This window comes from Hyphomicrobium facile (assembly GCF_900116175.1).
GTDB classification, from domain to species: domain Bacteria; phylum Pseudomonadota; class Alphaproteobacteria; order Rhizobiales; family Hyphomicrobiaceae; genus Hyphomicrobium_B; species Hyphomicrobium_B facile.
Genome location: NZ_FPCH01000003.1, coordinates 192,702 through 205,897 on the forward strand (window position 1 = coordinate 192,702; position 13,196 = coordinate 205,897).

At 60.6% G+C, this 13,196-nt stretch carries 13 protein-coding genes; 8 read left to right on the top strand and 5 right to left on the bottom strand.

All coding sequences use genetic code 11. The annotated features are described in order from the left end of the window. Window positions 1-35 precede the first annotated feature (35 nt). On the bottom strand, window positions 36-1,868 hold the full coding sequence (locus BM399_RS13935; protein ID WP_092868386.1) for a methanol/ethanol family PQQ-dependent dehydrogenase: 1,833 nt from the start codon (window positions 1,866-1,868) through the stop codon (window positions 36-38). A 266-nt stretch (window positions 1,869-2,134) separates the two neighbouring features. Here BM399_RS13935 and BM399_RS13940 point away from each other — a divergent pair, with 266 nt between their 5' ends. After that, window positions 2,135-2,392, top strand: a complete 258-nt coding sequence (locus tag BM399_RS13940) for a hypothetical protein (RefSeq protein ID WP_092868387.1) — start codon at window positions 2,135-2,137, stop codon at window positions 2,390-2,392. A 192-nt stretch (window positions 2,393-2,584) separates the two neighbouring features. Next, window positions 2,585-3,688: a glycosyltransferase family 4 protein gene (locus BM399_RS13945; protein WP_092868388.1), complete on the top strand. Its 1,104-nt coding sequence runs from the start codon at window positions 2,585-2,587 to the stop codon at window positions 3,686-3,688. Between the two features lie 12 nt (window positions 3,689-3,700). On the opposite strand, the gene BM399_RS13950 is transcribed toward BM399_RS13945, so the two are convergent. Further along, the gene (locus BM399_RS13950; RefSeq protein WP_177228167.1) at window positions 3,701-5,020 is read right to left on the bottom strand and encodes a glycosyltransferase; all 1,320 of its coding nucleotides are present in this window, start codon (window positions 5,018-5,020) and stop codon (window positions 3,701-3,703) included. Between the two features lie 220 nt (window positions 5,021-5,240). Between BM399_RS13950 and purN the strand changes: the two genes are divergently transcribed. The 3 genes from purN (at window position 5,241) to BM399_RS13965 (ending at window position 8,047) form a co-directional block, all read left to right on the top strand. Then, window positions 5,241-5,894 carry a phosphoribosylglycinamide formyltransferase gene (gene purN / locus BM399_RS13955; protein WP_092868390.1) on the top strand — a complete coding sequence of 218 codons (654 nt, stop codon included), beginning with the start codon at window positions 5,241-5,243 and terminating at the stop codon, window positions 5,892-5,894. 195 nt (window positions 5,895-6,089) lie between these two features. Beyond that, complete coding sequence (locus tag BM399_RS13960) at window positions 6,090-7,451, top strand: cytochrome P450 (protein ID WP_092869102.1); 1,362 nt, start codon at window positions 6,090-6,092, stop codon at window positions 7,449-7,451. Window positions 7,452-7,852: 401 nt separating this feature from the next. Next, the gene (locus BM399_RS13965; RefSeq protein WP_092868391.1) at window positions 7,853-8,047 is read left to right on the top strand and encodes a hypothetical protein; all 195 of its coding nucleotides are present in this window, start codon (window positions 7,853-7,855) and stop codon (window positions 8,045-8,047) included. 66 nt (window positions 8,048-8,113) lie between these two features. Here BM399_RS13965 and BM399_RS21555 read toward each other — a convergent pair whose 3' ends face one another. From BM399_RS21555 to ndk, 3 genes are read right to left on the bottom strand one after another with little or no spacing between them, the layout of a single operon-like run. Continuing rightward, entirely contained in the window at window positions 8,114-8,482 is a 369-nt protein-coding gene (locus BM399_RS21555; RefSeq protein ID WP_342028759.1) for a DinB family protein, read from the bottom strand. Then, a complete protein-coding gene (locus tag BM399_RS21515; protein WP_280140565.1) occupies window positions 8,388-8,630 on the bottom strand; it encodes a DinB family protein in 243 nt (80 codons plus the stop codon). The genes BM399_RS21555 and BM399_RS21515 overlap by 95 nt, the downstream gene beginning before the upstream one ends. Before the next feature lie 55 nt (window positions 8,631-8,685). After that, window positions 8,686-9,108: a nucleoside-diphosphate kinase gene (gene ndk / locus BM399_RS13975; RefSeq protein WP_092868392.1), complete on the bottom strand. Its 423-nt coding sequence runs from the start codon at window positions 9,106-9,108 to the stop codon at window positions 8,686-8,688. Between the two features lie 239 nt (window positions 9,109-9,347). Between ndk and BM399_RS13980 the strand changes: the two genes are divergently transcribed. Genes BM399_RS13980 through BM399_RS13990 form a run of 3 tightly spaced genes read left to right on the top strand, consistent with a single transcriptional unit; the run spans window position 9,348 to window position 13,079 of the window. After that, window positions 9,348-10,781 carry a DUF4339 domain-containing protein gene (locus BM399_RS13980; protein WP_244531260.1) on the top strand — a complete coding sequence of 478 codons (1,434 nt, stop codon included), beginning with the start codon at window positions 9,348-9,350 and terminating at the stop codon, window positions 10,779-10,781. Between the two features lie 4 nt (window positions 10,782-10,785). Continuing rightward, window positions 10,786-11,136 (top strand): DUF3147 family protein, encoded by a 351-nt coding sequence (locus BM399_RS13985; protein ID WP_092868393.1) that lies wholly within the window; start codon window positions 10,786-10,788, stop codon window positions 11,134-11,136. Window positions 11,137-11,177: 41 nt separating this feature from the next. Further along, complete coding sequence (locus BM399_RS13990) at window positions 11,178-13,079, top strand: ABC-F family ATP-binding cassette domain-containing protein (RefSeq protein ID WP_092868394.1); 1,902 nt, start codon at window positions 11,178-11,180, stop codon at window positions 13,077-13,079. The last annotated feature ends 117 nt before the right edge of the window (window positions 13,080-13,196 follow it).

Below are 13,196 nucleotides of genomic sequence, written 5' to 3' on the forward strand. Positions count from 1 at the left end.
GACACGCGTTCCGCGAGCCGGCCGGAAGCGTCGGTTCAGGGCAACGCGAAAACAGTCAGCGAACCGCCGAGGCTCGTGTAGCCGGAGAGGCTCGCGAAGCCTCCGACAGCGCCTGATCCGTCGTCCGGATTGGTGAGGCCGGCTGCGAGACCGATGCCTGCCCAGCCGCCGACGCCGGAGAACACGGCAACGTACTGTTTGCCTGCGTGCCTATAGGTCATGGGATTGCCGACGATCCCGGACGGCGTCTTGAACTTGAATAATTCCGTGCCGTCTTTCTGGTCGACGGCTTTGAAATAGCCTTCGAGCGTACCGTAGAACGCTATTCCGCCGGCCGTTGTCAGCACGCCAGACCAGACTGCAAAGCGTTCCGGTTTTGACCAGACGATCTTTCCTCTCGCGCCGTCCCAAGCGATGAGACCGCCGGTTGCGCCTTGGCTGTCGGGCACCGGATACATCGTGAGCGTTGCGCCGACATAGGGCTGGCCGACCGTGTAGGAAACCTTGAACGGCTCGTAGTCCATGCACATTCGCGTCGTCGGAACGTAGAAGAGCCCCGTCGCCAGAGAATAGGACGCAGGCTGCTGGTTTTTGGAACCGAGCGACGACGGGCAGATGCCTTTCGTCGTTTCGTCCGTTCCAGTTTCAAACGGCGCATATTTTTTGACGACGGCCGGGCGTCCGTAGTGGGGATCGTTTTTGTCCATCACGATCGACGTCGCCCAGTTCGCAGCGGGATCGAATTTCTCAGCGACGAGAAGGTCTCCCGTTGCGCGATCCCAAGTGTAGGCAAAGCCATTGCGATCGAAGTGCGTCACGGTCTTGCGCGGGAAGCCATTGATTTCGAGATCCGCGAGGATCGGCTCATTGATGCCGTCGTAATCCCATTGATCGAACGGCGTCATTTGATAGGCCCACCGCGCAATTCCCGTATCGACGTCACGGGCGAACATCGTCATCGCCCATTTCTGATCGATCGGTTTGCGATCTGGGCCTGCGCGCTGAACGGGATTCCAGGTCGAGGGATTGCCCGTTCCGTAATAGATGAGGTTCAGCTCCGGATCGTAGGCCATGTAGCCCCACGTCGGGCCGCCGCCGATCTTCCACTGATCGCCATTCCAGGTGCTCAGCGAGGAATCCTTTCCGGCGGGCTTGCCGAGGACGAGCGTTTTTTCCGGATCGACGAGGACATCCTCGTCGGGGCCCATCGCGTATGCCCGCCAAACCTTGTAGCCGGAGTTCAAGTCGTAGGCGGTGATGTAACAACGAACGCCGAATTCGCCGCCCGAGACGCCGACGATCACCTTGTCCTTGACGATGAGCGGAGCGCCGGTGCCCGTTGCGCCTTTCTTCGGATCGTCGTCAGTCACTTTCCATAGCTCCATGCCGGTTTTGGCATCGAGCGCGATGAGCGACGTGTCGGCGGTGTGAACGAGGATCTTACCTTCCGCATATTGCACGCCGCGATTGACGCTATCGCAACACATGACGCCGATGACGGAAGGGTCTTGCTTGGGCTGGTATTTCCAAAGGATCTTTTGATCGTGGGCCAGGTCGAGGGCCATCACGGCGTTCGGGAATGGCGTCACGAGATACATCGTATCGCCGATGACGAGCGGGCCGCCTTCGTGGCCGCGGAGGACGCCAGTCGAGAACGTCCACGCGACTTTGAGGTCTCCGACGTTATCTTTGTTGATCTCGGCGAGCTTGGAATATCGCTGACCGCTGTAATCGCCGGATTGCACGGCCCAGTCGGCCGGATCGTTCGAATGCGCGATCACGTCCCGGTTGGCTTGCGCCGCCGTCGCGAAGCTCGCCAGTGCGGCAACAATCGCCAGGGCCCGCGTGACGGCCAGCCAGTTCTTCATTCCAGTCCTCCGAACGAGTCCCCATTCCAGATTTCATCGAAATCCGGACTTCGAGCACATCTCCTAACAGGAGCTGTGGAATTGAAAAATTTAAAAGGCGGCAAGCAGAAGCGCAGGCGAGCGGCGCTCGACGCCCCGTAGAATGGGCTGATGCTCAATCCACGCATTAGCCGCTTGCATCAGGGCCGAGCAAAAGTACGCCACGGAACTGAAAAAATTCCGAGCTAGTTTGCCCCCGGAATCAACGCGCTTATCGGAGGGACTACATGTCCGGTGACGTAGCTGACCTCGTGGTCGGAGAAATTATCGAAATCAAATATCGCGTGCCCCAGCCATCTTACGAGGACAGCGGGGAGCCGCTGCTTTCGGACCGGTGGTTCGTTGCCGAGATCATTCACCAGGACTACGACGCGCCGCCCGTGGCCCGGCTCGCGGACGGGCAATTTACGGATATTCGCCCTTACATGACGTGGCGCCGGATTTCCGGGCACGGCGCCCCTCGCTTCGCGGGCGCCCGCGGTTAACGGCAATATGATTAAGATGCGGCGTCTGCGGTATTTTTCCTCGGCTGTCACACAAACGAAAAGTGCAAGCGTCAGAAGCGGGAGGGACCGGACCAGATTCGGAACCGCCTCTCGTTATGTGCTCCCTCGGGCTCGGCTGTCGCGTGCAATCCGCTGCCCCAGGGGATCACGGCCCAACACCGAGGTAGCGTCATGCGAATCCTCATCGCCACGGACGCCTGGAAGCCGCAGGTCAACGGTGTCGTGCGCACCTATGAGAACCTGAAGCGCGAACTCGAAGCGACGGGTCACACCGTCACCATCCTGTCGCCTCTCGATTTCGCGACGCTTCCGTGCCCCGGTTACCGCGAAATCAGGCTGGCGTTGGCGCGACGGTCGTCGATTGCCTTGCTGCTGCGCGACGGCGGCTACGACCATGTTCATATCGCAACGGAGGGGCCGATCGGGTGGGCGACGCGCGCGGTCTGTTTGCGAAAAGGCATTCGCTTCACGACGTCGTTCCATACGCGGTTTGCCGAGTACATCGAGACGTATACGGGGCTACCGGCTTGGATCAGCTATGCGTTTCAGCGGCGCTTCCATCGGCCGAGCATCGGCACGCTCGTGGCGACCCCCTCTCTCAAAGCGGACCTGTCGCGGCGCGGCTTTCGCCGCTTGATGCTTTGGGGGCGCGGCGTCGACACAAATCAATTCAAGCCACGCCTTGAACCGCGTCCGGCTTGCGATGGGGGAACTGCCGCCGAGAAGTCGGAGCCGACGTTCCTCTACGTCGGACGCGTGTCTCGCGAGAAAAGCGTCGAAGCGTTTTTGAATCTCGACCTGCCGGGCCGGAAAGTCGTGGTCGGGGATGGACCCATCCTTGAATCGCTGCGCCGGCAGTATTCAGACGTCATCTTCAAAGGCGCGAAGACCGGCGATGAACTTGCTCGAGAATATGCGGCCGCCGACGTTTTCGTTTTTCCAAGCCGGACGGACACGTTTGGGCTCGTCTTGCTCGAGGCGATGGCATCGGGCCTCGGCATTGCCGCCTATCCCGTGACCGGGCCGATCGACGTCGTTACGCTGGGCGTTACCGGATATCTCGACGAGGACCTGAAATCTGCGGCACTCGCTTGCCTGAAACTCGACCGCGATCAGATCCGCGTTCAGGCGATGCAGCGCGACTGGGCGCGTGTCGCGAACATCTTCTTGGCCAACGTTCATCAGGCGCGGCGAGCGACCGGCCTTGGCAGACGGTTGTTCAGAGCGAGAGACGGCGTTCCGCATATCAAGCCCAGCGCGCGGCCCGCTAGTTAGATTAGCTATTGATCAGCTAACGACTTCCTTGACCGGGACGTCCGCGAGTTCGGGCTCTTCGCCGTCGCCAAATGGATCGCCGACAATACCCCTGATGATTTCGACGGCGTGAGCGGCGCCGTTTTCGTGCTGCATCGCGCGGGCGATTTCTCCGGCCCGGACGGCATATTTCGGATTGGTTGCGACGTCGCGGATTCGCTCCGTCAGGGCCTCCTCAGTCCAATTTTGGATTTCGAGGAGATCGGGTCCGGCGCCGAGCTTGAAGACGGTGTGTCCCCAATATTTCTGATCGAGCATGAAGGGACAGACGAAGCTTGGGCGGCCCGCGCGCAGGGCCGAGTGCGTCGTGCCGATGCCTCCATGGTGAACGACTGCGGCGACCTCCCGGAAAAGTTTATCGTGGGGCGCGTACTCATCAAGGAGATAGAAATTGTCCGAAAGGGGCAGGCGATGGAATTCGCCTCGGCCATTGCCGATGATGGCGCGCTGTCCTGCGGCTTCGCAGGCTCGCAAGATCAATTCCGAGCGCTCGAGCCCGAGCGCCGGCATGCTGCCGAAGCCGATATATATCGGGCGCGGGCCGGCCGACAGGAAGTCGGCCAGTCGCTTGGATGGGTGCCAGGCCGACGCCGTCTGGCGGGACCAGTAGCCCGTGAAATGAATCTCATCGCCGGCGGTATTCGAACGCAGCTGCAGAACCGGGCTGACTGGGTACAGCACCGGCACGCGGCGGCCATCGACGTAATGGGGATGCTTCAGCCTGTAGGTTCGCCGAAGCCCGAGCGACGAGCGGATTTCATTGATGACTGAGAAATAGGCGAGCCTCTGCAGGCCCAATACCGAATAGCCGTGCCTGTTCCAGGCGGGCTTTCCGGTTCCAGGGATGCAAGAGAGAAGCGCTTCCGCCGAGGGTGAAACCGATCCGAGGCCAACGAGGATTCCAGGAATGCGCTTCGCCTCAGCTATTTCGCCTCCCACCGAAATGACCGGGTGGAAAAGGATCGCATCGGCGTCGGCGGAGGCTTTCACGGCATCGCGATAAATGCCCTCGAACAAAGCCCGCATATCGCGACCCGGCCAAAGCCATTTCTTCATCATCACGAGGGTATGGCGCCCGGCGACTTCGGCCATTTCGCCGTCTTTCATGAATTTGGAGAAGTCGCTCCCACAGCGGCGCGATTCCAGCCCGCGCTCCTCGACGAAATCTTGAAAGTCCTCCGGAACGGCGAGGCTGACCTCGTAGCCCTCCTCTTTCAGTGCCAGACCCAGTGAGACCATGGGCTCGACGTCGCCCAGGGTTCCGACGGTGAGGAGAGAAATCCTGCGCGCCATTGCCATCCAATTGCATTAACCGTCAGCGATTGGAACGCTGCGGACTTTTCCCCTGCCCCATTCGGGCGATCGTGAACCCGATCGCCATCACCATGCGGTAGGTGAATCTTCCCCGCAACGTCTGAGCATAACGTTGGCTAACAGCGCGCTGTGGCGTGGCTGGCAGGTCTCAGTAGCGGACGCCCTCGCGCGGCGCGGCGGGCTCTGCTAGACCCGCGCCATGAGCACAAAAAAACGCACCGCCATTTTGATCTCGGGCCGCGGCTCGAACATGCAATCGCTCGTCGAGGCTTCACGCGCGGCCGACTATCCGGCCGAGATCGTGCTTGTCGCCTCGAACAGGCCGGAGGCGCCGGGCATCGCCTGGGCCAAGGCTCAGGGGCTGCGAACCGCCATCATCGATCACAAACACTACCCGTCGCGTGCGGTTTTCGAGGGCGCGCTGCAAGCCATCCTCGACGAGCAGCGCGTGGAGCTTGTGGCGCTTGCGGGCTTCATGCGGCTGATGACGCCGGCGTTCGTCGAGCACTGGCGCGACCGGATGATCAACATTCACCCGTCGCTATTGCCGAGCTTCAAGGGACTGCACACGCATGAGCGCGCAATCGAAGCGGGCGTTAAGATCACGGGCTGCACTGTGCACTTCGTTCGCCCCGAGATGGACGAGGGTCCGATCATCGCTCAAGCAGCGGTTCCGGTGCTTCCAGGGGACAGTCCCGAAACGCTCGCGGCACGCGTGCTTGCAATCGAACATCGGGTTTACCCAGCGGCGTTAAGACTTGTCGCCGCAGGTCAGGTGCCCAATGACCAAGAAAAAGTAACTATAAATCAGCATTCTGGCGAAATGAACTCGCTGTTTTCCCCTGTAATCTGAGACACAGTCGATTTCGATAGTTACCTTGCGCTGGCCGTCGCATGGACAGGCACCCCCCGAACCATGGTAATTCTGTGACTTCCGGAAGGGGAGATCCGGCGATCTGAAGTGCAGCGCGCAGTTCTCGAGCTGTTCGAAGTGCCCTTCGGGCGCGCACGCTCACGGCTCCGCCGGATCCCGAATGGAGAAATGCCTATGGAAACGACCCCCAGTACTGCTCTGGGACTCGGTGATGAATCTAGCATCTGGTTCAAGTTGACGCCGCTGCTGCGTGGCGATCCTGAAAACCCGATGCGCATTCTGATGCACATGATGGACCGCTACGGCCCGGTTCTGCCCGTTACCATGGCAAACCAGCGCGTCGTGCTGATTTCGGAGCCTGAGTACTTCAAGCACGTGCTTGTGACGAAGGCCGACAGCTACACCAAATATTTCGACGGTCTGAAGCCGATCTTCGGCAAGTCGATGATCACGAACGACGGCGCGCTCTGGCAGAAGATCCGCATGCCGCAGCAGCCGGCGTTTCATCCGGACATGTTCGCCGAATACATTCCGTACTTCCTCAAGGCCATCCAGACGAAGATGGACCTTTGGAGCGAGCTCGCGAAGTCCGGCGATACGGTCGAAATGGTCGAGCAGACCTGGACGCTCGCCGCCGACATGATTTGCAAGGCACTGTTCGACCGCGACATGCCGTTCAATCCTCACGTCGTCTTCAAATGCGTGAAGACCTATACGGACGTGATGAACCATCGCGAGATTCGCCTCCGCAAGCAGGCTGGCGAGGTCTTCGAGATCACTGAAGAAGATCCCGCGAAGGCCATGGAAATCTGGGCGAGCGTTCCGCCGGCGGTCATGGGTGCCGACGCGCGTGAAGAGCGCGAGCGCACGCTTCTGAAGATGATCGAAGCGGCTGTCGCCGATCCAGCCGTTCCGGAGTTCGATCGCGATCAGGCGGTCGACGAACTCAAGCAATATCTCTGGGCCGGCACCGAGACGACGGCGCTGACCCTTGCCTGGGCTCTTTACGAGATCTCGCGGCGGCCAGAGGCTGCCGAGCGCATTCGCCGCGAAGGCGAACAGGTTTATGGCGACCGCGAGCCGACCGCCGCCGATTATTCGGGCCTCGCGTATACGCGCGCGGTGATCCAGGAAACGATGCGGATCTATCCGCCCGTATGGGGCTTGATCCGCGTCGCTCAGGCGGAAGACGAGATCGGCGGCGTTAAGATCAATCCGGGCGACCGGGTGACGCTCTTCGCTTACGGCGCCCATCACAATGCGAAATTCTGGCCGGACCCTGAGTCCTTCCAGCCGGAGCGCTGGATGGCGGGCAATGCCAAGAAGCAAGTGAAATACAGCTACATACCGTTCGGCGCAGGCAAGCGGTCGTGCATCGGCGGCGCCATGAGCCAGGTCGAGAACACGTTGGCGCTGTCGCTGCTGCTCCGCCGCTTCCGGCCGGAGTACGTGGGCAAGTATCCCGCGGGTCTCAATGCGACCGTGACATTGACGCCGAAGGGCGGGCTGCCCTTCAAGATCAGAGAACTGAGCTGATACTTCAGCTGAGCTTGAGCGTTTTGGAGAAGGCCGGGACCAGCGTTCCGGCCTTTTTCAATTCCGGCGGCTTCAATTCTGGCGGCTGGGGCGACGCGCGCGATGGTCTCTCGTGAGCTATTCGACATCTCGTGAAACGCGATTTGAAGTTTTTGGGTCGAAGTGCCCGAAAAGACGTTTTCCACAGCTCATCCACACCCTATCGACGGGCTCTTCGGCGCTCCAGCTGCTCGATGAAATCCAGAATCGGGTTGTACAGGGCTCGCAGATGCGAACCGGCCCGGTATTCAACGTGGGTTAATGCTGTCATATTGGCGGCACGTTAGCGATTTAATAGGATATTTCGTCGTCACTTCCCCCAGTGACGTTCACATACGTTCCAACTCCAGGAGGCCCCCACCATGGAGTCCGTGAGAACCGTAGTGCTAGGAAAGCCTGTTTTCTTATTGACGGGCGCGAAGTCTCGCAAAACGAAAGGCCATGCTTCGGCCTCCGTCGAAGTCGAAGCGCCTGAGCAGCTTCTTGAAACAGCGCGTCGCAATCCCGATGCCGTTGCGTTTGGATTTGTCGCCGGAAGCTGGGTCGCGGCCGCCTGAGGTTTTTTTTGATTGCGCTCGGCGGCTCTCGTCCCAAGAGCCGGCCGCCGAGCAGGGAGAAGCCGCTCAACCGGCGTAGATGTTCTCTCCGAAGGGCAAATCAGTGATGCCCGGCTTGATGCCAAATCCCGTCAGCAGAGCGTGTACCTGACCCCGGTGGTGGGTCTGATGATTGAAGAGGTGCGCGACGAGTAGTGCCTTCGGCCTTGTCAGTTCGCGCCCCGTCGCACCCGAGACCCAAGTCAGATCACCTTCGAGGGCCCGGGGCTCGAGTCCATCCGCCCACTTCTGAACGACGCCATCGAAACGAATGCGCTCTTCCTTCAGAGCTTCCCAGTGCTCAAAGAGCGCAAGGCCATCGGGTATGGTCCCTTTCGCAGGGGGCGGGCAAGCGCTGAGCCCGGTGTAACCAAGTTTGGTCGGCCCACAGGATATGGTTCAGGGTGGCGTGGATCGAGCCGAAGAAACCGCCTCGATCCTCTTTGCGCTGCGCGTCGCTGAGGCTTTCCGACGCGCCATAAATGTTGGTGTTTTGCCAACTGTTATAGCGCGCCAGAGTGCGAACATAGCTTGGCGAGATCATCGGCCGTCTTCTCCGGGAGTTATAATCCGAACGAGGGCGGCCGACGTCTTATCGTTCAGCCGACGATTTCATCGAGGCGGAAATTGAGGGCAATTTCGCGATCAGCAGCAGCGGCGCTGTCAGATCCGTGGGTCGAATTCGAGCCCTTGGATTCGGCGAAAAGCTTGCGGATCGTGCCCTCAGCTGCCTCTTTCGGGTCGGTCGCACCCATGACTTCACGGTATTTCGCAATGGCGTTTTCGCCTTCCAGAACCTGGAGGACGACGGGGCCGGATGTCATGAAATCTACGAGTTCGCCGTAAAATGGCCGTGCCTTGTGTTCTTCATAGAATTTCTCAGCCTGCGCACGGGTCCACCGTACACGCTTCTGAGCCACGATACGCAGGCCGGCATCTTCGATCACGGCGTTGATTTTGCCGGTGAGATTGCGGCGCGTTGCGTCCGGCTTAATAATGGAAAACGTGCGTTCGATGGCCATAAGTCTGTCTCGCTTTGCGGATTTTATGTGGGGTGAGCGGGCTTATAGCGATGCGAACCGCCAGCAGCAAGCGCCCGACGTGGCCGCTTCGAAGCAATCGGTTGCACGTCGTACGTAAAAGTCTTGGTTTACCGCATAATCGCCCGATTGACGGGCGCAATTGCGTATGAACAGTGTGGGCCGGCGCAAAGCGCACGGTCGGGAGGTTAGGCATTGACGCCTACGTGTGCGAAGAAGCGATGATGACGGTACAGGCCAACGAAATTCAGTGGTATATCGCCCGCGACGGTAAGCAGCACGGGCCGCTGACTGACGTGGAAATGCGCACGTTTGTCGCGCACAATTATCTTCGTTTGAGCGATCTCATCTGGCGGCCGGGTATGCCCGAGTGGCAATCGGCTCCGACCGTTTTTCCGACCGCGTTCGAAGCACTCGGCGAGGAACCGAAGCCAGCTCCCGCCCGCTCGCAGGCGCCAAGCCCAAGCGCGCTCAGTCAGCCGGCGCGTTATTCCAATAATATTGCTCCGCCGCCTCAAGACGCGCATGGGGCCGACTACGCCCAGGAAGCGGCAGCGCGGCCAGAGCGCAACATCGTGAAGCGGCTGGCGCTTGCCAGCGTCGCCATTACGCTCATCGGGGGCGGTGCCTTTGCGCTTGCGACGTATCGCGGGCCGATCTCCGAAATGGTTTCGGGTTCTTCCACCGGTACATCGGCCGACGACGCGCCGATCGTTTCCGCCCCGCCCGACGCGCATGCCACGAACACGCTTGCAGACACGCAGACGACGGGCACTCAGCCCGGCGATCAAGCGTCTGTCACCGCATCGGCGGCGCCCAGCGCAAACGACGTCATAAGCAGTCCGCCATCCCCGTCGCCAAGCGAGACGACGACCGCGTCCGTATCGACGCCTTCGCCGCAACCTGATCCGCCGCCTGCCGCCGATACATCGAACGCTCAGACGCAAGTCGCGGCTATCGATACGCAACCGCCGGTCGCGGCGCCGTCGACGGGCGTCGATGGTTCGCCGCTCGATCAGCGCTTGCAGAAAGTAGCGGTGTGGGCGCTGATCAAGAAAGAATATCCGAGCTGGTATACCTCTCAGATCGGAGACGCGAACAAGCTCGTCGCCGACAACAAGTCCGATAACGAAGTCGCCGCTCTGTTGGCGCAGGGCCTTGTCGATCTCCGGCGGAAGAATGCCGAAAAGGCTTTGCTCGCGAGTTCGGACAGGCTGCAGGCAATCGCGCAGGCTTTCCTCGATCATCTGAAGTCGCTCAGACAGCAGAGCGTCAGCGCCTGCTTCGGCTTCATTTCGAAAGGCGAGACGAGCCCGGCCGTCGTGCAGATGATGGAACATCCGGAAACGGCGACCGCCCTCAACGCGCAGGCCGGCGCCATCTTCGAAGCCATCTCGGAAGGCACCAAGGCTCCGGTCAAGCATGACTCGGCTGTGAAGAGCGATTACGACCTTCTGATCAAGGAGCTCAGCAAGCTCGGCTGGAAGGAAGAAGATCTGCAGGTCTTCTCAAATCCGAAGCTGCTTGCGAAGCGCGAGCCGGAGCAGGTTTGCAAGATGGTGCAGGATTGGTTCGTCGCGCACCTCGCGGTGCAGGACAAAGCGGTCCGAGACCGGCTGCTCTTCGAAACGTTGAAGCCCGTCGTATCGGGCTGACGCGATGCTTTACACCGGGATCAAGGTTCTTGTGACCGCGGTTCTGGTAGTAGCGATTTCCGAAGTGGCGAAGCGCTCAACGCTTTTCGGCGGAATACTAGCTTCTCTGCCAATCACGTCGCTTTTGGCATTCATCTGGCTTTATGGTGAAACCGGCGACGCCGCCAAGGTCGCCAGCCTTTCCTACAGCATCTTTTGGTACGTTCTGCCGTCGCTCGTACTGTTTATCGTTTTACCCCTGTTACTGGCGCGGGGCTTCGATTTCTGGCTGAGCCTCGCGATTGCCTGCGCCGCGACGTTCGCTGCCTATGCTCTCATGTCCCAGCTTCTGGCGCGCTTTGGCGTAGCTCTCTGACCCAGTGACAGGACGCAGCGGACCAGCTATCCGCATCGCCTATGCTTCATATCAACGATCTCACCTATCGAATCGAAGGCAAACCGATCCTGGAATCGGCGACGGCCGCTATTCCGTCTGGCCATAAGGTCGGGCTCGTCGGCCGCAACGGCGCGGGCAAGACGACGCTGCTGCGGCTGCTGAAGGGTGAGATCGCGCCTGACGACGGATCGATTTCCATTCCGCGAAATGCCCGCCTCGGCCACGTCGCGCAGGAGGCTCCGGGCGGCGATGCGAGCCTCATCGATTGGGTGCTTTCCGCCGACACGGAACGGGCAAGCCTGCTCGCGGAAGCCGAGCATGCGACAGATCCCGAGCGCATCGCTGAAATACAAATGCGGCTGACCGACATCGACGCGCATTCGGCGCCGTCTCGTGCGGCGCGCATTCTTTCCGGCCTCGGCTTCGACGAGGAAGCGCAGCGGCGCGCCTGCCGCGAGTTCTCCGGCGGCTGGCGCATGCGTGTGGCGCTTGGCGCGATCCTGTTTCTGAAGCCCGACATCCTGCTGCTCGACGAGCCGACGAACTACCTCGATCTCGAAGGCACGCTCTGGCTCGAGAACCATCTCAAGGGCTATCCGCATACCGTGCTGATCGTCAGCCACGATCGCGATCTTCTCAACCGCGCCGTGTCGACGATCATGCATCTCGATAAGGGTAAGCTGACGCTTTATTCCGGCGGCTACGATGATTTCGAGGAGACGCGCCGCGAGAAGCAGCGCCTCGAAATGAAGCTGAAGAAAAAGCAGGACGAGCAACGCCGGCATTTGCAGGCCTTCATCGATCGCTTCAAGGCGAAGGCGACCAAGGCCGCCCAGGCGCAGAGCCGCGTCAAGGCGCTCGCAAAAATGCAGCCGATTGCGGCGCAGGTCGACGACCGGGTCGTGCCGTTCCACTTTCCCGATCCGCAGAAGATCATCGCGAGCCCTATCTTGCGCATCGAAAAGGCTGGCGCCGGCTATGAGGCGGAGCGGCCCATTCTTTCCGGTATCGACCTTCGCATCGACAACGATGATCGCATCGCGCTGCTTGGGCAGAACGGCAACGGCAAGTCGACGCTCGCGAAGCTGATTGCGGGACGCCTCAAGCCATTATCGGGGAATGTGTTCGGCGCGCAGAAGGTCGAGGTCGGATATTTCGCGCAGCATCAGCTCGATGATTTGCTGCCGAATGCGACGCCTTACGACTACATGCTGAAGTTGATGCCGGACGCCACCGAGGCGCAACGGCGGACCAAGCTCGGCACGTTCGGCTTCAGCGCCGATAAGGCGGATACGGCGTGCGCGAAACTTTCGGGCGGCGAGAAGGCGCGACTGCTGCTGGCGCTGACTGCTTTCCATGGTCCGCACGTGCTGATCCTCGACGAGCCGACGAACCATCTCGACGTCGACAGCCGCGAGGCACTGATCCACGCGCTGATGGAATACAACGGCGCCGTCATTCTGATCAGCCACGACCGGCATCTGATCGAAGCGACTGCGGATCGGCTCTTGCTCGTGCGCAACGGCGCCGTCTCCTCCTATGACGGAGACATGGATACTTATCGTTCGCTTCTGCTCGAGGAGCGCGGCGCGCGAACTTCAGAGCGGCGAGACGAAGGGAGTTCCGACGGCCGTTCCTCCCGCACCGACCAGCGCCGGGCGGCCGCCGAAAAGCGGGCCGAACTCGCACCGTTGAAAAAGGCGATGGTCGCCGCCGAGAAGCAGGTCGATAAGCTCACGAAGGAAATCGCGGCTCTCGACGCGGTGCTCGGAGATTCCGAAATTTACAGCGCCGATCCTCCGCGTGCACAGGCCGCCGCATTGAAGCGCGGTCAGTTGGTCCGTGAGCTGCAGGTGGCGGAAGATGCTTGGTTAGCTGCAACGGAGGACTACGAGGGCACGTCCGCCGCCGTCGAAGCCTAGACGGCAAGTTCAGCGCACCCACGTCATCGGGTTTAGGCGAATTCGCCGCGACTATTCACATCTGGCCGCATCTGGACGAAAGGGGGTTCGGAACCCATTTAAGTTTGGAGACGTTCA